General features: G+C 67.7%; 19 protein-coding genes. 6 read left to right on the forward strand and 13 right to left on the reverse strand.

Annotation, left to right across the window (positions count from 1 at the left end; translation table 11 throughout):
- Nucleotides 1-12: 12 nt before the first annotated feature.
- The 3 genes from H7X47_RS11300 (at nt 13) to H7X47_RS11310 (ending at nt 2,477) form a co-directional block, all read left to right on the forward strand.
- Nucleotides 13-984, forward strand: coding sequence for a TAXI family TRAP transporter solute-binding subunit (locus H7X47_RS11300; protein ID WP_193368773.1), 972 nt, complete (start codon nt 13-15; stop codon nt 982-984).
- 66 nt (nt 985-1,050) lie between these two features.
- Nucleotides 1,051-1,728, forward strand: a complete 678-nt coding sequence (locus H7X47_RS11305; RefSeq protein ID WP_227010379.1) for a dienelactone hydrolase family protein — start codon at nt 1,051-1,053, stop codon at nt 1,726-1,728.
- A gap of 14 nt (nt 1,729-1,742) precedes the next feature.
- On the forward strand, nt 1,743-2,477 hold the full coding sequence (locus tag H7X47_RS11310; RefSeq protein WP_193368774.1) for a substrate-binding domain-containing protein: 735 nt from the start codon (nt 1,743-1,745) through the stop codon (nt 2,475-2,477).
- A gap of 20 nt (nt 2,478-2,497) precedes the next feature.
- Here H7X47_RS11310 and H7X47_RS11315 read toward each other — a convergent pair whose 3' ends face one another.
- Nucleotides 2,498-2,869: a cupin domain-containing protein gene (locus H7X47_RS11315; RefSeq protein WP_193368775.1), complete on the reverse strand. Its 372-nt coding sequence runs from the start codon at nt 2,867-2,869 to the stop codon at nt 2,498-2,500.
- A 168-nt stretch (nt 2,870-3,037) separates the two neighbouring features.
- Between H7X47_RS11315 and H7X47_RS11320 the strand changes: the two genes are divergently transcribed.
- On the forward strand, nt 3,038-4,333 hold the full coding sequence (locus tag H7X47_RS11320) for a gallate dioxygenase (RefSeq protein ID WP_193368776.1): 1,296 nt from the start codon (nt 3,038-3,040) through the stop codon (nt 4,331-4,333).
- Here the strand turns inward: H7X47_RS11320 and tcuB are convergent.
- The 5 genes from tcuB to gltS all read right to left on the reverse strand — a co-directional run bounded on the left by tcuB (nt 4,330) and on the right by gltS (nt 10,110).
- Complete coding sequence (gene tcuB / locus H7X47_RS11325) at nt 4,330-5,463, reverse strand: tricarballylate utilization 4Fe-4S protein TcuB (protein WP_193368777.1); 1,134 nt, start codon at nt 5,461-5,463, stop codon at nt 4,330-4,332. The genes H7X47_RS11320 and tcuB overlap by 4 nt on opposite strands.
- Nucleotides 5,453-6,853 (reverse strand): FAD-dependent tricarballylate dehydrogenase TcuA, encoded by a 1,401-nt coding sequence (gene tcuA, locus H7X47_RS11330; RefSeq protein ID WP_193368778.1) that lies wholly within the window; start codon nt 6,851-6,853, stop codon nt 5,453-5,455. The genes tcuB and tcuA overlap by 11 nt, the downstream gene beginning before the upstream one ends.
- 51 nt (nt 6,854-6,904) lie before the next feature.
- A complete protein-coding gene (locus tag H7X47_RS11335) occupies nt 6,905-7,594 on the reverse strand; it encodes a GntR family transcriptional regulator (protein WP_227010380.1) in 690 nt (229 codons plus the stop codon).
- Nucleotides 7,595-7,696: 102 nt separating this feature from the next.
- Nucleotides 7,697-8,785, reverse strand: coding sequence for a 4-oxalomesaconate tautomerase (locus H7X47_RS11340; protein WP_193368779.1), 1,089 nt, complete (start codon nt 8,783-8,785; stop codon nt 7,697-7,699).
- 113 nt (nt 8,786-8,898) lie between these two features.
- On the reverse strand, nt 8,899-10,110 hold the full coding sequence (gltS, locus tag H7X47_RS11345; protein ID WP_193368780.1) for a sodium/glutamate symporter: 1,212 nt from the start codon (nt 10,108-10,110) through the stop codon (nt 8,899-8,901).
- Nucleotides 10,111-10,407: 297 nt separating this feature from the next.
- Here gltS and H7X47_RS11350 point away from each other — a divergent pair, with 297 nt between their 5' ends.
- Nucleotides 10,408-11,166, forward strand: a complete 759-nt coding sequence (locus H7X47_RS11350; protein ID WP_193368781.1) for an FCD domain-containing protein — start codon at nt 10,408-10,410, stop codon at nt 11,164-11,166.
- Here the strand turns inward: H7X47_RS11350 and H7X47_RS11355 are convergent.
- Genes H7X47_RS11355 through H7X47_RS11385 form a run of 7 tightly spaced genes read right to left on the reverse strand, consistent with a single transcriptional unit; the run spans nt 11,163 to nt 18,432 of the window.
- Nucleotides 11,163-11,975, reverse strand: coding sequence for an enoyl-CoA hydratase (locus H7X47_RS11355; protein WP_193368782.1), 813 nt, complete (start codon nt 11,973-11,975; stop codon nt 11,163-11,165). The two genes, H7X47_RS11350 and H7X47_RS11355, sit on opposite strands and share 4 nt — an antisense overlap.
- A gap of 23 nt (nt 11,976-11,998) precedes the next feature.
- Nucleotides 11,999-13,192 (reverse strand): CaiB/BaiF CoA transferase family protein, encoded by a 1,194-nt coding sequence (locus H7X47_RS11360; RefSeq protein WP_193368783.1) that lies wholly within the window; start codon nt 13,190-13,192, stop codon nt 11,999-12,001.
- Between the two features lie 22 nt (nt 13,193-13,214).
- Nucleotides 13,215-14,615 (reverse strand): MmgE/PrpD family protein, encoded by a 1,401-nt coding sequence (locus tag H7X47_RS11365; protein WP_193368784.1) that lies wholly within the window; start codon nt 14,613-14,615, stop codon nt 13,215-13,217.
- Nucleotides 14,612-15,361 (reverse strand): SDR family oxidoreductase, encoded by a 750-nt coding sequence (locus tag H7X47_RS11370; protein ID WP_193368785.1) that lies wholly within the window; start codon nt 15,359-15,361, stop codon nt 14,612-14,614. Before H7X47_RS11370 ends, H7X47_RS11365 begins: the two co-directional genes overlap by 4 nt.
- Nucleotides 15,362-15,370: 9 nt before the next feature.
- Nucleotides 15,371-16,864 (reverse strand): tripartite tricarboxylate transporter permease, encoded by a 1,494-nt coding sequence (locus tag H7X47_RS11375; protein ID WP_193368786.1) that lies wholly within the window; start codon nt 16,862-16,864, stop codon nt 15,371-15,373.
- A gap of 9 nt (nt 16,865-16,873) precedes the next feature.
- Entirely contained in the window at nt 16,874-17,419 is a 546-nt protein-coding gene (locus H7X47_RS11380; RefSeq protein ID WP_193368787.1) for a tripartite tricarboxylate transporter TctB family protein, read from the reverse strand.
- 32 nt (nt 17,420-17,451) lie between these two features.
- Nucleotides 17,452-18,432, reverse strand: coding sequence for a Bug family tripartite tricarboxylate transporter substrate binding protein (locus H7X47_RS11385; RefSeq protein ID WP_193368788.1), 981 nt, complete (start codon nt 18,430-18,432; stop codon nt 17,452-17,454).
- Nucleotides 18,433-18,750: 318 nt separating this feature from the next.
- Between H7X47_RS11385 and H7X47_RS11390 the strand changes: the two genes are divergently transcribed.
- Nucleotides 18,751-19,614 carry an isocitrate lyase/PEP mutase family protein gene (locus tag H7X47_RS11390; RefSeq protein ID WP_193368789.1) on the forward strand — a complete coding sequence of 288 codons (864 nt, stop codon included), beginning with the start codon at nt 18,751-18,753 and terminating at the stop codon, nt 19,612-19,614.
- Nucleotides 19,615-19,621: the final 7 nt, after the last annotated feature.

Consider the following 19,621-nt stretch of genomic DNA (forward strand, 5'->3'; position numbering starts at 1 on the left):
GGAGGAAGACCAATGAAGACGTTCGCCAAAGCCCTTGCCCTGGGACTGCTCGGCAGTTCCCTCATGGCCGCCGGCGCCCTGGCCCAGGTCGTGACCGTCGCGACCGGCGCCCAGGGCTCGCTGGCCTACAACTCCGGCCAGGCCGTCGCCAAGGTGGCCAACGACGCCGGCATTACCGCCCGCACCCAGCCGCTGGTCGGCTACCTGCCGCTGATCAACACAGGCGAGGTCGACTTCGGCTTCTCCAACGGCGTGGAGGCCGAGTACGCCCACGCCGGCACCGGCAACTACGACCGCGCCAACCCGAACATCCGCCTGGTCGGCGTCATGTTCCCGCTGCGCACCGGCCTCATGGTCGTCGCCGACAGCGGCATCAAGACCATCGCCGACCTGAAGGCCAAGGCCGGCGAGCTGCGCATCGCCTCGGAGTACACCTCCTCCACCATCATCCCCTATTACATCGCCGGTGCACTGGCCAACGGCGGCATGACCTATGACGATTTTCAGAAGGTGCCGGTCTCCAGCTTCGTCAAGGGCATCCAGGCCCTGGGCGACGGCCTGGTCGACGTGACCCTGATCAGCCTCAACTCCGGCGCCGGCAAGCAGGTCGAGGCCAAGATGCAGGACCGCGGCGGGCTGCAGTACGTCTCCCTCGACAACTCGCCGGAGGGCGTGAAGGCCTTCAAGGATTTCCTGCCGGCCGGCAAGATCGTGTCGCAAGCGCAGAACGACAACATCCCCGGCCTGAAGGAAGCCGCCAACATCATCGAGGTGCCCTGGATGATGTTGACCCACGCCGGCGCGGACGAGGACCTGGTCTACCGCATGACCAAGGCGGTGGCCGAGAACAACGAGGCGCTGAAGGCCTCCTTCGGGGCCTTCGGCCGCGCCAAGCTGGCGGAGATGGCGCCGGCCAACGCCGTGCCCTATCACCCCGGCGCCCTGCGCTACTACAAGGAAGCCGGCATCACGGTCGGCGAATGATCCCTGCGGGAGCCGCCCGCCGGCGGCGGCTCCCGCAACTTCCATTGCGAAAGGACAGGACCGCCCATGACACAGGATATCCGAGGGGCGATGACGCGGCTGACCGCCGCCGACGGCCATGAGCTGGACTGCTGGATGGAGCCCGCGAGGGGCGCGCGTCTGGGCGGCCTGGTCATCCTGCAGGAGATCTTCGGCGTCACCGACCAGTTGAAGGGCGTCGCCGCGCACTACGCCGCCCTCGGCTACGACGTCGCCATCCCGGCGCTCTTCGACCGCAAGCAACGCGGCGCTGTCTTTCCCTTCGACCAGGGCCCGAAGGGCCGCGACATCATGCTGGCCGCCGACCTCTCCGAGACCATGACCGACGTCGAGGCCGCGGTGCAGGCGCTCAGCGAGAAGGGGGGCAAGGTCGCGGTCATGGGCTTCTGCTGGGGCGGCGGCCTGGCCCTGCGCGCCGCCCAGGTGCTGGACGTCGCCGGCGGGATCTCCTTCTACGGCACGCGCCTGCCGCAGTACCTGGACCGGCCGCTGAAGGCGCCGCTGCTGTGCCACTGCGGCACCAGCGACGAGCACGTGCCTCTGGAAATGGTCGAGCAGATGAAGGACTACCTGCCCGAGGCCGATGTGCAGATCTACGAGGCCGGTCACGCCTTCGCCAACGACGCCCGCCCGAGCTACGTGGCTGCGGCGGCCGACCTGGCGCACCAGCGCAGCGCGGCCTTCCTCGCCAAGGTCCTGGGCTGAGCGGCGCCGCGCCCATGGGCGAGGACACCGGCAGGGCGCCGCTGAGGGCGATTACCTCCGGCGCCTTGGCCGCCGCCCTTGAACGGCTGTTGCCGCTCTACCGCAGCGCCAACGATTGCGCGGTGGAGCTGTCCTTCGGCTCCTCCCTGGGCACGGCGCACGACTCCATCCCGACCCGCCTGGCCGAGGGCGAGCGCTTCGACGTCTACTTCCTCGCCCGCAAGGCGCTGGATAATCTCACGGCCCAGGGCTTGATCCGCGCGGACGCCGGCTACGACCTCGTGGAGTCACACATCGGCGCCATGGTGCGCAGCGGAGATCCGGCGCCGGACATCGGCAGCGTCGAGGCCTTCCGCGCCACCCTGCTGGCCTCCCGCGCCGTGGCGCACGCAGCCAGCGCCAGCGGCATCTATCTCTCCACCGAGGTCTTTCCCGCCCTGGGTATCGCAGAGCAGATGAAAGAGACGGCAAGGACCGTCTACAGCGAACGGGTGGGCCGTGTCGTCGCGCGCGGCGAAGCGGATCTCGGCTTCCAGCAGATCAGCGAGATCCTGCCCATCGAGGGCGTGAAGATCATCGGGCGGCTGCCCGCGGTGTTCCGCCGCCCCTTTGTGTTCTGCGCGGGCATCGGCGCAACCTCGAAGAAGGTGGCCGAAGCCAAACACCTGCTGCGCTTCCTGGCCTCCGAGGAAGCCGCGCCGGCCATCCGCGAGACCGGCCTCGACCCTCTGTTTCCCGAGATCCCCTGATTGGCCCTGCGGCGCGGCCGCTATTCCCCGGCGGCGAAGCCGCTGCCGGCCTGCTTATAAGCCTTGCGCGGCGGCGCGAAGATATCCATGACCACCATGCCCGCGTCGCCCGCCACCATGGTGTGCGGCAGGTCGCCGGGGGTGCGCCAGAAATCGCCAGGCTTCACCGCCACCTCTTCGTCGCCCTGGTAGCGCACACCACCGCCGGAAAGACAGTGGCCCCACTGCTCCTCGGGGTGGTGATGCAGCGTACCCTTGGCGCCTGCTTCGAAGCGGACGATCGAGATTTGCGCGTGCTCGCCGGAGAAGACCGTGGTCGTGATTCCCGGCGCGAGCTCGCGGGGCACCCCGCCTTCGGCGCTGTCGATGTTGAAGAAAAGCTGCTCCTGCATGTAATGCCTTCTCCTCCCCAGATTCTTTTCTTTGAGGATAGCCGTCCGATCACCGTCAGGCAAAGAGCGCAATAGGCGTTTCTTATACCGCCGACCCAGATTGAAGTGGCCGCTGCCCGATGGCCCCGGCGATAGTGTCCGGGCGGACTTAAAGGGAGGAATGCCGGCATGGCCAGACTCGTCGGAGGGATCGGCGCCTCGCACTCGCCGACCATCGGTTTCGCCAAGGACGCCGACAAGGCCGCCGACCCGGCCTGGGCGCCGATCTTCGTGGGCTTCGAGGAAATCAAGCGCTGGGTCAAGGCGCGGGACATCGACGTCCTCTTCATGATCTACAACGATCACATCTCCTCCTTCTTCTTCGACCACTACTCCGCCTTCGCGCTGGGCGTGGACGACAGCTACGCGCCCGCCGACGAAGGCGGCGGCCCGCGCGACCTGCCGCCGCTGAAGGGACATGCGGCGCTGGCCCGCCACATCGCCTCGGCCCTGGTGGCCGACGAGTTCGACATGTCGTTCTTCCAGCACAAACCGCTGGACCACGGCTGCTTCTCGCCGCTGTCGATGATCGCCGACGCCGAAGACGGCTGGTCGGGCAGCATCGTGCCGCTGCAGGTCGGCGTGCTGCAGTTCCCCATCCCCAGCGCCAAACGCTGCTACCGGCTGGGACAGTCCCTGCGCAAGGCGGTGGAGAGCTTCCCCGACGACGACCTGCCCGACGAATTGAAGGTCGCGGTCATGGCCACCGGCGGCCTGTCGCACCAGGTCCACGGCGAGCGCTGCGGCTTCAACAACGAAGACTGGGACGAGAAGTTCCTCGACCTGCTGGAGAACGACCCTGAGAAACTCGCCGGGATGCGCCTGGCGGACTATGCGGAGCTGGGCGGCCTGGAGGGCGCCGAGGTCATCATGTGGCTGATCATGCGCGGCGCGCTGTCGGACAGGGTGACGCGTGTGCACCGCACGACCTACCTGCCCTCCATGACCAACATCGCCACGGTGATCTACGAGGACCAGGGCGACCGGCCCTCACTGCAGGAGGTAGAGGCCTATCGCCGGCACATGAACCACGAGCTGGCCGGCGTCGAGAAGCTGGAAGGCACCTACCCCTTCACCCTGGAACGCAGCCACAAGGCCTTCCGCGTGAACGACTTCCTGCACCGGCTCACGGAACCGGAGCACCGCAAGCGCTTTGTCGAGAATCCCGAGGCATTGTTCGAGGACTTCGGCCTCAGCGAGGAGGAACGCGACCTCATCCGCGAACGCAAGTGGATCGAGATGATCCGCTACGGGGTCAGCTTTTTCGTCATCGAGAAGATGGCCGCCGTCCTCGGCCGCTCCAACCCCGAGATCTACGCCGCCTTCCGCGGCAAGGACCTCGCGACCTTCCAGAAGTCGCGCAAGGTGGCGATGCAGTATTCGGTGGTCGGCGGCGACAAGGCCAGGGAGCTGGGCAAGCGCTAGGGCTTTGCTTCGCGCTGCTGGGCCTCGCGCGCCAGCGCCGCCAGGCGGTAGAAGCCGTGCGCCATCTTCGAATAGGGCGTCAGCAGGAAGAAGGCGAGCACCGATCCCAGGTGCAGCGCCAGCAGCCAGGACACCGCCCCAGTGCCGATAGCCGTGCCGCTGGCCGCGTAGAGCACCAGGCCCGACAGGCTGACGAAGAACAGCAGCAGCACGAAAGCCATCTCGCCGCCCCAGACACGCGGGGCGCCTAGGTCGCGCTCGCCCCTGGCCTTCAGCATGGCGAGACGCAGGGTGCCGAGACACAGCAGCAGGCCGCCTGACAGGCCGAGCAGCTTGGGCAGGCTGAAGAGGCCGTAAGGTGCCGGCATATCGAAGAGATAGTGCATCAGCGTCGCGACACTGGTCGCGGCAAAGCACAGCAGGAAACCGTAGAGCGTCGCCTGGTGGGCGAAGCGCCGCTCGTTGGAATAGCGGTCGCCCTTCTCGAAATTACAGCCCTGCCCCTGGCCGCCGTCGAGGTTGCGCAGCACCGCCGCGTCCTTGAAGGCCGCGACCAGGTGGCGTCCGCGCAAGGGGCTGCCGCCGACTTCGCGCCAGTAGCGCCGGAGCCCCACGGCCAGCGCGGCCAGCGGCAGCAGGAAGGCCGGCAGGAAGACCGCCACCATGGCGTTGTGCGACAGGAAGGCGTAGAAGCCCTGCCCCGCCTCCGGGCGCAGCGACTGGATGAGCAGCAGCAGGAAGGCAAAGCCGGTGACCAGGGCGGCCGCGACCGCCACGCCGTGGCGGTGGAAGACGCGGCCCAGCGCCGCCGGCCAGGCGCAGCGGGACCAGCTGTCCTGGCGGACCTCGGCCAGGATGCCGGGCACGTTGAGGTCGAACTCGTGGGGCGCTGTGTACTGGCAGGAATAGTAGCAGCCCCGGCAGTTGTGGCAGAGGTTGGCGAGCTGGGTCATGTCGCCGTCGCTGAAGGCCTTCTGCCGCGTCATCGCCGGAAAGACGGCGCAGAAGCCCTCGCAGTAGCGGCAGGCGTTGCAGATCTCGATCTGGCGGCGCGCCTCGGCAAGGGCCGCTTCGCCTTCGGCATCGCCGGCGAACTGCAGGAGAGATGGAGTGGCTGCGTCAGAGGACATGATCGGCCGCCTCCCTGCCGGCGATGCGCCCGAAGACGGTGCCGATGGTCATGCCGAAGCCGGCGAGATAACCCTCGCCCAGCACGTTGCCCGCCATGATCTCGCCGGCCGCCCAGATATTGGCGTAGCGGCCGTTCTGGCCGGTGACCCGCGCCGTCTCGTCGACCTTGAGGCCCAGGTAGGTGAAGGTGACGCCGGGGCGCAGCAGGTAGCCGTAGTAGGGCGGCGTATCGAGGGGCCGCGCCCAGTTCGTCTTCTCCGGCGAGACCCCCTCGGTCGCCAGCCCGTCCAGTTCGGTGGGATGGAACGTCCCTTCCCGGCAGGCCCGGTTGAAGCCCTCGACCGTCTCCTTCAGCGCCGGCGCCGGCAGGCCCAGGCGCTGGGCCAGCCCCTCGATGGTCTCCGCCTTGACCGGCGGGAAGACCGTGGGCATGAAGAGGTCGATGCTCTTGTGGTCGATGATCGCGTAAGCCATCTGGTCGGGCTGCGCCGCCACCAGCCGCCCCCAGATGGCGTAGCGCTTCGGCCAGACGTCCTCGCCTTCGTCGTAGAAGCGCTGGCCGTCCCTGTTCACGACGATGGAGAAGGGCACGCAGTCGATGCGCGTGGCGATGCCGCCGTCGTACTTCGGCGCGCGCCCGTCGATGGCGACCGCGTGGCACTGGGTCGGATCGCCGATGCTCTCCGCGCCCTGGTCCAGAAGGTCCTTCAAGACCACGCCCCTGTTGTAGGGCGTGCCGCGGATCAGGAAGTTGCGCGCCGAGGGTCCCCAGGCGCGCGCCAGCCAGTCGATGTCGGCCTGGAAGCCGCCGGCGGCCAGGACCACCGCCTTGCCTTCGACCCGCAGCGTCTCGCCGCCCAGCTCGACCTCCACATGGGTGAAGCGGCCGTCCTCGAGTCCGACATGGACGACCTGGGCCTCGTAGACGGCGCGCACGCCCAGGTCCTCGGCCGTGTTGTAGTAGGCGTTGACCAGGGCCTTGCCGCCACCCAGGAAAAAGGCGTTGGTCCGCGACAGGGAGAGGGTGCCGGAAAGCGAGGGCTGGAAGCGCACGCCGTGGGCCTCCATCCAGGGCAGGCAGGCCTCGGACTCGCGGATGGCCATGCGCGCGAGGCCCTCGTCGGTCTTGCCCTTGGTCACCACCAGCAGATCCTGGAAGTACTCCTCTTCCTCGTAGGTATCGGTCAGCACCGAGAGCGGGCCGCGGTGCATGCAGCGGAAGTTGCGGGTATGGCGGCTGTTGCCGCCGCGGTAGGGCTTCGGCGCGCCTTCGAGGATCAGCACGGAAGCACCCTTCTCCGCCGCCGTGATGGCGGCGCAGAGCGCCGCGTTGCCGCCGCCCACCACCACCACATCCCAGGTGGTCTCAACTAGGGATCTTCCGACCATCTCACCGTCCATGAAGGGCAGGTCAGCGCAGCGCGGGCCGTCGCCGGATCGTCAGCCGTGCGGGAGCACGACGGTGCGCAGCTGGCGCAGGCGCGCACGGTGCGCCGCCTCGATGTGCCGGCGCATGACCTCTTCGGCCTTGGCGGCGTCACGGGCGCGCAGGGCGTCCAGAACCTCCGCATGCTCGGCCACGGCCTCGCGCACGCGGTCCGACTCGGAGAGGGTCGAGCGCCCGAGGATCAGCAGCGTCTTCTCCAGGCTGTTCACCGACCGGGTGAGGTAGCGGTTGCGGGCCGCGTCCAGGAGCGTGCGGTGGAACTGCTTGTTGAGCGCGTAGCTGCGCAGTCCGTCGCGCTCGGCCGCGCGCAGCTCCTCGTTCAGGGCTTCCAGCTCGGCGATCTCGACGTCCGAGGCGGCACGCGCCGCCAGCCGCGCGGCCGTGCCTTCCAGCACCGCGCGCATCTCGTAGAGCTCCATCACCTCCGCGTAGTCGAGGGTGCGGATGGTCGCGCCGACCCGCGGCACGTGGACAACCAGGCCGTCCGCCTCCAGCTGCCGGATGGCGTCGCGCACCGGCGTGCGGCTGATGCCCAGGCGGTTGGCCAGCTCGACCTCGCGCAGCCGGGTGCCCGGCAGCAGGGCGCCGGAGGCGATCTCGTCGAGCAGCCGCTGGTAGGCGGTCTTCCCCTGCAGCGCCTCGGGCGCGGGGGCGGCGATCTTGTTGGCGCGTGGCGCGGCCAAGGTTACCTCTCCTACTTTTTGTATTCTCTTGTATACAATATTAGGCAACGCGGTTCAAGGCTTCCAGGGCCCTGAAATAGCGCAATTTTTTCCGAAGCTGGCTCAGCCCGCCCAGACGGCGCCGGGCACATAGATCTCGCCGCGCGCCAGCAGCCGCGCCGTGCGCAGCAGCCCGGCCGAGCGCAGCTCGAAGGCCCCGTCCTTCATCTCGTAGTCGACGGTGACGTCGATCCTGCCGGAGGCATGCTCGATGGTGACCACGGCGGGCTGGCCCTGCGCCGGCTCGGCCAGCCCCTCGGCCACGGTGCCGGGGGTGAGCGTGCAGGAGGCCAGGCACTGGGAGCCTGTCACCGCCATGCTGGGGTGGCAGTTCCAGGGCATGAAGTAGCGCGCCGAGATGGTGCCGCCCTCGCGCGCCTTGGAGAGGATGCCGAACTTCGGGGTCACCGACTTGGAGACGTCGCCCAGGCCCATCATCTCGCCGGCCTTGCGGCGGATCGGCTCCATGCGCGCGTAGAAATCCTTGTTGGCGTCCAGCTCCTCGCGGGTCTCATAGCCGGTGAGGCCGAAGTCCGCCGCCCGCGCGATGACCATGGGCATGGCGACGTCCATGCAGGTCACCTCGATGCCGTCGATTTCCTCGCGCAGCTTGCCGGTGGGCAGGAGGGCCCCGCAGCTCGAGCCCACCACGTCCATGAAGTTCAGCAGCACCGGCGCCGCGGTGCCGGGCACGCCGTCGATCGCCGCCTCGCCCTCGTACTGCACCTTACCGCCCGGCGTCTGCACCACGGCCTCGACCAGGGCGCCGGTGTTGACGGCGTGGATACGGATGCGGGTCTCGCCGTCGGCGGGCTCGAAGAGGCCCAGCTCGATCGAGGCCGGGCCGACGCCGGAGAGCATGTTCCCGCAGGTCGGCTTGTAGTCGACGAGGCGCTCCTCCACCGCCACCTGGCCAAAGAAGTAGTCGATGTCGGCGTCCTCGCGCTCCGACCTGCTCAGCATGACGACCTTGGTGGTCACCGCGGCACCGCCGCCGATGCCGTCGATGTTCAGCGGGTGGCCGGCGCCCACGGCAGCGATCAGCACCTGCGAGAGGTCGTCGAGGTCCTGCGGCAGGTCGGCGCGCTTGAAATAGGGGCCGCGCGAGGTGCCGCCGCGCATGAAGAGGAACGGGATAGCCGTTTGGGTCATGAAGCGAGGTTTCCCATTGAGACCGCAGAAGCCGCCGGCGCCCGGCGCCGAGGCCTGGTGTTATTGTCGGTATACAAGCGGATACAATAAGGGGCGTCAAGGCGCGGATCGGCTCAAAATGCCTGCATGAACTCCATGCCGAGGAAGGTCTTGATGACAAGGGCGTTCAAGAGGTCGAGAAAGAAGGCGCCGACCAGGGGCACCACCAGGAAAGCCTTCGGAGAAGGGCCGTATTTCGAGGTCACGGCGTTCATATTGGCAATGCCGACGGGCGTCGCCCCCATGCCCAGACCCGAGAAGCCGGCGGCCATGACGGCGGCGTCGTAGGTCCGACCCATCACCCGGAAGACGATGAAGACGGCAAAGAGGGTGATCACGGCCATCTGGGCGAAAAGGATCAGCAGGATCGGCCCCACGGCCCCGGCCAGGACCCAGAGCTGCATGCTCATCAGGCTCATGGCGAGGAAGAGCTGCAGGCTCAACTCGGCGACGCGGTCGCGCGTAACCGGTTCGAGCCTGATCTTCAGCAGGTCGGCGCCGTTGACGATGACGATGCCCACCAGCATGGCGGTCAGGAAGCCCGGCAAGGTGACGCCGCGCGAGAAGAGGAACTGGTTCACTAGGTCGCCCGCCTCCACGCAGACGGCGAGCAGCATCAACGTGCCCAGTGTCGAGGAGATCGGCGGCAGGCTCTGCGTCGCCGCCGGTTCTGCCGCCGCGGCCGGGCCGCCCCGGGGCTCTTGCCGGCAGGCCGCCTGCAGCTTGTTCTGCTTGATCAGGCGCTCGGCGATGGGGCCGCCGATGAGCCCGCCGGCGATGAGCCCGAAGGTGGCGAAGGCGATGCCGATCTCCCTGGCGTTCCGCAGCCCCGCCTCCTCCGCCACGGCGCCCCAGGCGATCGCGGTGCCGTGCCCGCCGGCCAGGGAGACGCTGCCGCCGAAGAGGCCGTAGCCCGGAGGCGCGCTGAAGGCCAGGGCGAGGAGGACGCCGGTCGTGTTCTGCAGGATCAGCAGGACGGCCGCCGCGAGCAGCAGGATCACCAGCGCCGCACCACCCTGCTTCAAGAGGCTCATCCGGGCCGAGAGGCCGATGGTCGAGAAGAAGGTCAGCAGCAACAGATCGCGCAGGCGGGTGTCGAAGTGGATGGTGACGTCAAAGACGTAGTAGATGACCGTGACCGTCAGGCTGCACAGCAGCCCCCCGGTGACGGCGACCGGAATGCTGTAGCGCTCCAGGAAGGCGACTTTCCTGTTGATGAAGGTTCCGGCAAACCAGACGGCGACGGCCAGGACGACGATGTTCGCGCCGCCGATCGTGTACTCCATCCACCACCGCTCCGTGCGATCGGATCCCGCGCCTAGAATGCAGCAGGCGCCATAGCGGTGCCAGGGTCATCTGCGAAGGAGCATCGAACACCGGCGCGCTTCGGCGGCGTCAGTCGATTGGATGCCCCGCCGCCGTTCTGCCCCGACTGCCGACATTCCAAAGCCGCCCAGAAGGGCACCAAGACGGCACAAAAGCAGTCTTTTCCCCGAAATTGGCGCATTTTTGGATTTAGGTTCAGGCTCGTTTCGTCGACAATAGGGGCCTGATTTCAAAGCTGGGCCTTCGAGGGGTTTACGGTGAGCAGCGCAGACGATCACAGGGGCGACGATCACAGGGGCGACGACCGCAGGGGAAACGGCAGCGGCCCCCTGACCACCCGCGTCCAGGCGGCGATCGAGAACATGATCATGAACGGCGAGCTGCGCGGCGGGGACAGGGTGAACGAGATCGCCCTGTCCGAGAAGTTCGGCACCAGCCGGGGTCCCCTGCGCGAAGCCTGCCGGGCCCTGGCCCAGGAAGGCCTGCTGGTCGCCATCCCCAACCGCGGCGTCTTCGTGCGCGAGCTCGACCTGCGCGAAGCCCTGGAGGTCTACGATATCCGCTCCGCCCTCGACGAGCTGATGGGCCGCCTGATCGCCGACCAGGCAACGGACGCACAGATCACCTCACTTTTCGAGCTGGTGGACAAGATGGACCGCGCCGCCGCCGAGCGCGACCTGGAGAGCTACTATCCGGCGAACCTGGAATTCCACAACGCCCTGCTGGCCTACGCCAACAACCGTCGCCTGGAGCGTCTCTACAAGAGCCTGATCAAGGAGCTGCACCTCTTCCGGCGCAAGGGCCTGCTGCAGTCCGGCTCCATGCGGATCTCCAACGAGGAGCACCGCCAGATCGTCGAGGCCATCGCCTCGCGCGACCCCATCGCCGCGGGCGTTTCGATGAAAAGTCACGTGCTGGCCGCCAAGCACCGCCTGCTGGCCGCCATGGAGGCCGAACGCGCCCAGGAACTTGCCGCGGCGCGCCAGACCTCCGCCTCCCAGCGGCGCGGCGTTTAGCGTCCTTTGAAATCCGGGTCGCGCTTTTCCATGAATGCGCGGCGGCCTTCCTTGTAGTCCTCGCTGGCAAAGCAGTCGGCGACCAGGCGGTCGCAGAGCGCGAGGTCGGTGTCCTCGGGATCCTTCAGCACCTCGTTGGTGATCGCCTTCATGGCCTTGACCGTCAGCGGCGCGTTGCCGGCAATGCGCCCGGCAACGCCGGCCACGAAGCTCTCCAGTTCCTCCTCCGGCAGCACCTTCTGCACGAGGCCGAGGCGGAAAGCCTCCTCGGCGTCGATGCGCTCGGCCGAAAACATCAGGTACTTGGCCGCCGAGGGTCCGACGGCGTTAATCAGCCGGCGGATCGCGTGATAGGGATACCCGAGCGCCAGGCGCGCGGCAGGCATGCCGAACTTCGACTTGGCCGAGCAGAAGCGCAGGTCGCAGGCGGCGGCGAGGTTCAGCCCGCCACCCAGGCAGTAGCCGTTGACCATGGCGATGGTCGGCTTGGCGAAGAGCTCGACCCGCCCGTAGACGCCCTTGATGCGCTCGTTGTAGTGGTGCACGGCATCCTCGGAGCCGCGTTCCTTCTCGAACTTCGAGATGTCGGCGCCGGAGACGAAGGACTTGCCGCCCGCACCCGACAGCACCACGACGCGCACCTCTGCGTCGGCGGCGAAGTCGTCGAGGATGCGGTCCGCCGCATCCCACATCTCCAGGGAGACCGCGTTGTGCTTTTCCGGGTTGTTGAAGATCAGATGACCGATCGCGCCGTCCTTGCGGCCGAGCATCTTGTCGCTCTGCTGATCCGTCGCTGACTCGCTCGCCATAAACCTCTTCTCCTTTTCGCCGGCTAAATCACCTGGCGTTGCCGCAGATCGCTGACACGCTCGCCGTCATAGCCGATCTCCGCAAGAATTTCCTGGGTGTGCTCGCCGCGTTCCGGCGGGTGCTGCACGATGCGGCTGGGGGTGCCGGTCAGAATGACCGGCTGGCCGACCAGCTGCGTCTTGCCGAAGGGCAGGGTGTCGGCGTTCTGGGCGATGCCCAGATGCTGAACCTGCGGATCGGCGAAGACCTCGTCGATGCGGTTGATCTCGCCGCAGGGCACGCCCTTGTCCAGCAGCATGGTCACCAGGTCGCCGCTCTTCCAGGCCCGGGTGATTTCCTCGATCTCTTCGTTCAGCTCGTCACGGCGCGCCAGGCGCGCGGCATTGTCCTTGTACTCTTCGCTGTCGATCCATTCGGGCCTGCCCACGGCCTTGGCAAAGCGCTGCCAGATGGTCTCGCCGGCCACCGCGATGTTGATCGCGCCGTCCTGGGTCTTGAACACGCCGGTGGGCACGCTGGTGGGATGGTTGTTGCCGGCCTGGGTCGGCACCTCGCCCTTGGCCAGCCAGCGCGCGGCCTGGAAATCCAGCATGAAGATCTGCGACTGCAGCAGCGAGGTGTGCAGCCACTGGCCCTCGCCCGTCTTCTCGCGGCTGATCAGGGCGACCAGGATACCGTGGGCGCAGAACAGCCCCGCCGTCAGGTCGGCCAGCGGGATGCCGACGCGGTAGGGCCCGCGCCCCGGCTCGCCGGTGATCGACATCAGGCCGCCCATGCCTTGGGCGATCTGGTCGAAGCCCGGGCGCTTGGAATAGGGCCCGTCCTGGCCGAAGCCGGAGATACTGGCCAGAATGATGCGCGGGTTGATCGCCTTCAGCGCCGGATAGTCGATCTTCAGCCGCTCCTTCACGTCGGGGCGGAAGTTCTCGATCACCACGTCGGCCTTCTCGGCCAGCTTGTAGAAGATCGCCAGGCCCTCGGGGTCCTTCAGGTTGAGGGTCAGGCTGCGCTTGTTGCGCTGCAGGTTCTGAAAGTCCGGCGTGTTGCGGCCGGCGCCCAGCGCCCCGTCCGGCTCCAGGCTCTCCGGGGGCTCGATCTTGATGACGTCCGCCCCCCAGTCGGCGAGCTGGCGGGCCGCCGTCGGGCCCGAACGCACGCGCGTCACATCCAGCACCCGGATGTGCGAGAGGGCTTCAGAGGCCGGAACATGGGTCATACCTGTCTCCTCATTCCCGGTTTTAGCTGTGCCGCGCGACTTGCTTCAGGCCACCGGCATCCGCGGCGGTGAAGGCGTCGCGGGCGAAGGCGGCCAGCGCCTCGGCCTGGTCGTCGCTCCAGCCGCCGAAGCGCAGGTTGCCGCGGAACTTTTCCCACAGCTCGGCCTCCTCCAGCGGCGCGCCGCGGCCGCCGCGCAGGCAGGGCTGGTTCGCTGCCAGCCGCCGGCCGTCCTTCAGCGTCACCACCAGGTCGCCGGTGTAGTTCCGGGGATATTCGTTCGCCGGGTCGATCTCATAGGTCACCTTGGCCGCCTGGGCCAGCACCGCCGGGTCGGCGATGCGCGCCTCGGTGAACTGCTCCAGGCCCGCGCCGCCGTCGAGCAGCGCCACCGCGACGCAGTAGGGCACCGAGAACTTGGCGCCGTAGGGCGTCGAGGGGCGGGCCTTCTCGGCGCGCGGCTCCCAGAGGCGGTGCACCGTCCCCTCGCCGACCTTGGCGACGATGGTCTCGATCTCCGAGAGGTCGTCGATCTCATCGCGCAGCTTCAGGGCGCAGTCGATGAAGGGCTGCGCCATGGTCCCGCAGGCATAGGGCTTGAAGGCCAGGTTGGCGACTTCCCAGCGGCTGCCCCAGCCTTCGCCCAGGTGCGAGAAGTCGCGCGGGATGCCCGGCACGGCAAAGGCATGGAAGGCGCCGTGCTCGCCCTCGAAGACCGTGCGCGGCCCGATGAAGCCGCTTTCCGCCAGCCGCGCCGCGCGCCAGCCGGCACCGGCCGCCCAGCCGGGATGCAGCCGCTTTGTCCAGGTGCCCTCGGCCAGGTACTCGATGATGCCCGAGGCCAGGGAGCCGACAATGCCCAGCGCCGAGGCGATCTGCGCGGGCGGCAGGCGCAGGGCGGTCGCCACCCCCGCCGCCGCGCCGAAGGCGCCGCAGACCGCGGTGGGATGGAAGCCCTGGCGGTGCATGGCCGTGGGCGCGACCAGGGCGAGCCGGCAGATCAGCTCGGCGCCGACGGCCAGACCCCGCAGCAGGTCCTCACCCGAAAGGTTGCGCTGCTCCCCCGCCGCCAGGATGGCCGGCACCATGACCGCGCCGACGTGAACCGGCGTGCCCTCGAAGGTGTCGTCGTAGTCCTCGCCGTGAACCGCCGTGCCGTTGGCCAGCGCCGCGGTCATCACGTCGAAGCCGCCGGGGCGACCGACGATGCTGCAGGGCCCGTTGCCGTCGGCTGCCTGGACGATGGACTCGATGTAGGTTTCGCGCCGCGCCGCCACCATGAGGCCCAGGGAGTCCATCAGGGTGCGGGTCAGCGCCGTGCGCACCGCCGCGGGAACAGCTTCCGCGCTGAGGCCGTCGGCCCAGCCGGCAACGACCTCGGCCAGCGCCGCCTCTTCTTGCGTCAGGATGCCGGCCTCGCTCATGGCAGATAGACCCCGCCGTTGACGTGGAAGGTCTGGCCGGTCAGGTAGTCCGACTCGGGCCCGCAGAGCAGGGCGATGACGGCGGCCACCTCCTCCGGCGTGCCGCGCCGGCCGACCGGCGGCAGCGCCTTGTCCGGATGCTGGCCGCGCGCGCCCGCCGAGGCGCCGCGTCGGGTCTCGATCTCGCCGGGGACGACGCAGTTGGCGGTGACGCCGCGCCCGGCGTATTCGATCGCCAGCGCCTTGGACAGGCCGACCAGGGCGGCCTTGGAGGCCACCACGTGGGCCCGTTTCGCCGCCCCCCTGTGGCCGGACAGGCCGCCGATGTTGATGATGCGCCCCCAGCCCGCTTCCAGCATCGGCGCGATCACGGCGCGGCTGCACAGGAAGGCGGCGTCGAGGTTGACTGCCAGGACCGCGCGCCACTCCGCCAGGTCCATCTCCTCGAAAGGCACCGCCCGGCGCAGCGCCGCGTTGTTCACCAGGACGGCCGGCCGGCCCAGCGCCGCGGCCGCCTCGACCAGCCGCGCGGACGTCGCCTCCTCGGTGAGGTCGCCCAGCGTCACCCTGGCCGGAGGCCCCGCCTGTTCGACCAGTCCCGCCGTTTCCTCGGCGCCTTCCTTGTCGGAGCCGCTGTGCACCAGCACGGCGAAGCCCTGGCGCGCCAGCGCCAGCGCGGCCGCGCGGCCGATGTTGCGCGCCGCGCCGGTGACGATCGCCACCCGGTATGAGTCTCCCGTGCTCATCGCCTCCCCTCAAGTCGCCTCTTTGGCCGCGCGGCGCCTGTCGCGGAACAGGGCCCAGAGCGGCGAGGAGAGGCTGAGCAGGGTCAGCGCAAAGAACAGCAGCACGATGGGGCTCTCGAAGAGCCTGAAGAAGTTGTTGTCGTGGATAATCATCGCCTGGGAGAAGGTCTCCTCCACCAGTTTGCCGAGGATCAGGCCCATCACCAGCGGCGCCGGCGAGAAGCCGTGGCGCATCATGAGGAAACCGACGATGCCGGAGATCAACATCACCCAGACATCGAACATGGAGGCACCGTAGGCATAGGAACCGACCATCGAGAAGACGAAGACCGCCGGCCACAGCAGGCGGCTCGGCACGAAGGTGACAAGGGAGAAGAACTTCGCGCCGACCAGGCCGATGACGAGGAAACCCAGATTGGCGACCAGCATGGCGCCGAAGATGGCGTAGATGAACTCCGGCGTCTCGTTGATCAGGTAGGGTCCCGGCCGGAAGCCGTGCATGATGAGGGCCGCCAGAATCAGCGCGGTGGAGCCGCTGCCAGGGATGCCGAGCGCCAGCGTCGGCACCATGGCGCCGCCGGCCGCGGCGTTGTTGGCCGCCTCCGGCCCGACGATACCTTCCGGCGTGCCGCTGCCGAACTCCTCTTTCTTCTTCGACCAGCGCTTGGCCTCGTTGTAGCCCATGATGGCCGCGACGGTGGAGCCCTCGGCGGGAAGGATGCCGATGAAGGTACCGAGAACCGAGGAACGCAGGATGGTGAACTTGAGCTCCTTGAGTTCCTTGATGCTCGGCAGCTTGGTGGCTGTCGCGCGGATCCGCTCGAAAGCCTTGTCCAAGACCTGCGATTGATTGAGCATCTCGCCCAAGGCAAAAAGCCCGATCAGTACCGGCACAAAATTGATGCCTTCCTCCAACTCCGGAATATCGAAGGTGAAGCGCTCAACGCCTGTGGTCAGATGCAGACCTATCGTGCCGATCAACACGCCGACGGCACCGGAAATGAGGTTGCGCAGGGATGACCTGCCGCTCATGGAGGCCAGCATGGAAAGCGCGAAGACCGCCAGGGCGAAATACTCCTGCGGCCGGAACTCCAGCGCCACCGAGGCAAGCAGCGGGGCGGCAAAGATGAAGACAATCAGGCTGAAGACCCCACCCGTGACGCTCGACACGGTCGCCAGCCCCAAGGCGCGACCGGGTTCTCCTTTCTTGGCCATGGGATAACCATCGAGAGCGGTGGCCGCCGCCGGTGGCGCACCCGGCGCATTGATCAGGATCGCCGTGATGGAACCACCGAAGGTGCCGGCACAGTAGAGCGCCGCCATCATGGAGATGGCGGGCACCGGCTCAAACTGGATGGTGAAGGGAATCAGCAGGGCGATTGCCATGGGCGAGCTCAAGCCCGGCAGGGCCCCGACGAGCACGCCGATGACGACGCCGCCCAGAATGAGCGCGATATTGAACGGATCTAAAAGAAGGCCGAGGCCTTCGGCAACGGCTTCCATCACTTGCTCCTACCTGATCGAGACCCCGGCCACACCAGGATCGAAGTAGACGCCCAGAACAACACTGAAAAGGAAAGCGACGCAGAGGGGAAAGAAGACGGCGAAGGGCAGCACGAACCGCAGCCGCCGCTCACCCCAAAGGAGAGGGATGACCAGGCAGACAGCCACCATCGTCAGCAAGGTCCCGAGCCATTGCTCCGCAATGATGATCGCTACCAGCGCCGCCATGGTCACCCAGGCGATGCGCTTGACTGGCGCACGCCGGTCCTTGTCGATGTCCTTGCCCTTGCGCTTCAGCAGAATATGCTCGAAGGGCATCACCAGCGCCAACAACGCGACAATGACCAGCAGAATCCGTGGGAACATCTGCGGTGGGATGTTCTGCGTTAGGAGATCTGAGACTTCCTCGAACTGCGTCGTCTCGTAGTAGAGCCACGCGACGATGCAGAGAATGAGGATCGCCAGGAGAGTATCGACCGGATGGAGGAGGCGCGCGACACCCTCGGACGATCGCGCGTCCTCCACGCCCCCGGCCCCGTCAGTCTCTTTGGACATGAGGTTTTCCTAGAGGCTGAAACGAAGTTTGATTACTGATTCAAAAGGCCGAGCTCTTTCAGGGCATCGGCGGCCTTCTGGTATTCCTCCTTCAGGTGCTTGTCCCAGACTTCGGTGCCGGCGACGCTGTCTTCCGGGGTCAGGCCGGCGCTCTTCAGGTAGTTGGCGAAGACCTCGTGCTGCATCGCCTTGACCATTGCCTCGGAGAGCATGCCGACCTTGTCCGGCGGCGTCGTTGCCAGAACGGCGTAGCCGCGGGTGGTCGAGGTCTTCACCTCATAGCCCAGCTCGTAGGTCGACGGCACGTCGGGGAAATCGGCGAGGCGCTTTTCCGCCATCACCGCCAGGGCGCGGAAGGCGCCATCCTCGACCTGGGACCGCGCTTCACTGACGTTCGGCAGGGTGGCGTCGATGGCCCCCGACAGCAGGGCCTGCACCATCTGCGCGCCTGAGCCGAAGGGCACGACCTTGTACTGGAAGCCGGCCTCCTTGGCGAGCTGGGCCAGCCCGATGTGCTCGGTGCCGCCGATCTGGGCGACGCCGAAGTTCAGCGGCGCCTTCTTGGAGGCCGCGATCAGGTCGTCGAGGGATTTGATATCACCCTTGCCGTTCACAACGATGAAGGTGGGGTCGTCCATGGCACGGGCGATGCCGACGATGTCGTCGATCTTCATGTCCGACTTGCCGCGGGCCATGGTGTAGAGGTGCGACTGGGTCAGCGCCATGACGGTGCAGCCGTCGGCGGGCTTGCTGAGGACGTAGTTCTGGGCCTTGGCGCCGGAGCCGCCGCGATGGGCGACGACGGCCATGTCGGTCTTCAGCTCGCGGCGCGTGCGGATCATCATCATGCGCGCGGTGGTGTCGGTGCCGCCGCCGTAGCTGGAGTGGATGACGACTTCGATGTTGCAGGGATAGCCTTCGTCCTGCGCCGCCGCCGGGGCGGCATAGGCGGCAATGACGCCGAAGACCGCAGCGGCGAGGCCGCGGCAAGCTGTCTTCAATCCTGTCTTCATGGTTTCCTCCCAATTAGGCCTTTGTGGCGCCGGTCTCTTACGTGGACCGGCTTTGATCGCGGGGCAGGTCTCCAGGCGGTCGCGCGAGCGCGCCGCCGCCCTGGGGCGGACCGGCGACATACAGGATGCTCAACTGGAGGCAAAATTGTCAACAAAATGACCTTGAAAAATGAACGCTGAGAATTGACGGCACGTCAATGGCCTGTAAAAAAGCGCAGAATTTCGCAGTGCATCATCGATTGAGGTGAAGGCTTCGCCCATGCATTGTAGACAGAGATAAGAACAAACCGACTCCATCACGGCGAAGGGAGGCGCGTCATGCCGGGACCGGGAAGTGCATTCAAAAGGCTGCTGGACGAGCAGGCCCCGCTGCTCGCGCCGGGCGTCTTCGACGGGCTGTCGGCGGCCATGGTCCGGCGCGCGGGCTTTCACGCGGTCTACGCCAGCGGCGGGGCCATCGCGCGCAGCCTGGGTCTGCCGGACCTGGGGCTGGTGGGCATGGCCGAGATGGCGGCCCGCCTGGCGCAGATCGTGGAATCGGCCGGCCTGCCGGTGCTGGCCGACGCCGACACCGGGCACGGCACCGCGCTGCACGTCCGCCGCACCGTGCGCAGCTTCGAGGCCGCCGGCATCGCCGGCCTGCACATCGAGGACCAGGGCTTCCCCAAGCGCTGCGGCCACCTTGCCGGCAAGTCGCTGATCGACGCGGCGGAGATGGCCGACAAGATCAAGGCGGCGGTCGACGCCCGGCGCGACGACGATTTCCTGATCGCCGCGCGCAGCGACGCCATCGCGGTCGAGGGCTTCGACAAGGCCCTGGAACGCGCCGCGTCCTACCGCGAGGCCGGTGCCGACATCCTGTTCCTGGAAGCCCCGGAAACGCCACGTCAGATCGCCGAAATCCCGCGCCGCCTCACCGGGCCGGTGATGATCAACATGTTCCGCGGCGGGCGCACGCCCTTCACCCCGACGGCGGAGCTGGGCGCACTGGGCTACCGGCTGGTCATCGTGCCCTCGGACCTGCAGCGCGCCGTCATCCGCTGCCTGGGCGAGGTGCTGGAGGCACTGGCCCGCGACGGCGATTCAAGCGCAGTGGCCGAGCTGCTCTGCCCCCTGCCCGAGCGCGACGTGGTCGTCGAGCAGGATGACTGGCTCGACTTCGCCGGGCGCTTCGGCGGCTGAGAGCCGC

The sequence above is a fragment of the Pelagibius marinus genome (assembly GCF_014925385.1).
In the GTDB taxonomy this organism is placed as follows: Bacteria; Pseudomonadota; Alphaproteobacteria; order Kiloniellales; family Kiloniellaceae; genus Pelagibius; species Pelagibius marinus.

Bases quoted from the DNA above. Each gene is read 5' to 3' on its own strand.
- H7X47_RS11300 (WP_193368773.1), top strand. From the start codon at position 13: ATGAAGACGTTCGCCAAAGCCCTTGCCCTGGGACTGCTCGGCAGTTCC.
- H7X47_RS11305 (WP_227010379.1), top strand. From the start codon at position 1,051: ATGACACAGGATATCCGAGGGGCGATGACGCGGCTGACCGCCGCCGAC.
- H7X47_RS11310 (WP_193368774.1), top strand. From the start codon at position 1,743: ATGGGCGAGGACACCGGCAGGGCGCCGCTGAGGGCGATTACCTCCGGC.
- H7X47_RS11315 (WP_193368775.1), bottom strand. From the start codon at position 2,869: ATGCAGGAGCAGCTTTTCTTCAACATCGACAGCGCCGAAGGCGGGGTG.
- H7X47_RS11320 (WP_193368776.1), top strand. From the start codon at position 3,038: ATGGCCAGACTCGTCGGAGGGATCGGCGCCTCGCACTCGCCGACCATC.
- tcuB (WP_193368777.1), bottom strand. From the start codon at position 5,463: ATGTCCTCTGACGCAGCCACTCCATCTCTCCTGCAGTTCGCCGGCGAT.
- tcuA (WP_193368778.1), bottom strand. From the start codon at position 6,853: ATGGTCGGAAGATCCCTAGTTGAGACCACCTGGGATGTGGTGGTGGTG.
- H7X47_RS11340 (WP_193368779.1), bottom strand. From the start codon at position 8,785: ATGACCCAAACGGCTATCCCGTTCCTCTTCATGCGCGGCGGCACCTCG.
- gltS (WP_193368780.1), bottom strand. From the start codon at position 10,110: ATGGAGTACACGATCGGCGGCGCGAACATCGTCGTCCTGGCCGTCGCC.
- H7X47_RS11355 (WP_193368782.1), bottom strand. From the start codon at position 11,975: ATGGCGAGCGAGTCAGCGACGGATCAGCAGAGCGACAAGATGCTCGGC.
- H7X47_RS11360 (WP_193368783.1), bottom strand. From the start codon at position 13,192: ATGACCCATGTTCCGGCCTCTGAAGCCCTCTCGCACATCCGGGTGCTG.
- H7X47_RS11365 (WP_193368784.1), bottom strand. From the start codon at position 14,615: ATGAGCGAGGCCGGCATCCTGACGCAAGAAGAGGCGGCGCTGGCCGAG.
- H7X47_RS11370 (WP_193368785.1), bottom strand. From the start codon at position 15,361: ATGAGCACGGGAGACTCATACCGGGTGGCGATCGTCACCGGCGCGGCG.
- H7X47_RS11375 (WP_193368786.1), bottom strand. From the start codon at position 16,864: ATGGAAGCCGTTGCCGAAGGCCTCGGCCTTCTTTTAGATCCGTTCAAT.
- H7X47_RS11380 (WP_193368787.1), bottom strand. From the start codon at position 17,419: ATGTCCAAAGAGACTGACGGGGCCGGGGGCGTGGAGGACGCGCGATCG.
- H7X47_RS11385 (WP_193368788.1), bottom strand. From the start codon at position 18,432: ATGAAGACAGGATTGAAGACAGCTTGCCGCGGCCTCGCCGCTGCGGTC.
- H7X47_RS11390 (WP_193368789.1), top strand. From the start codon at position 18,751: ATGCCGGGACCGGGAAGTGCATTCAAAAGGCTGCTGGACGAGCAGGCC.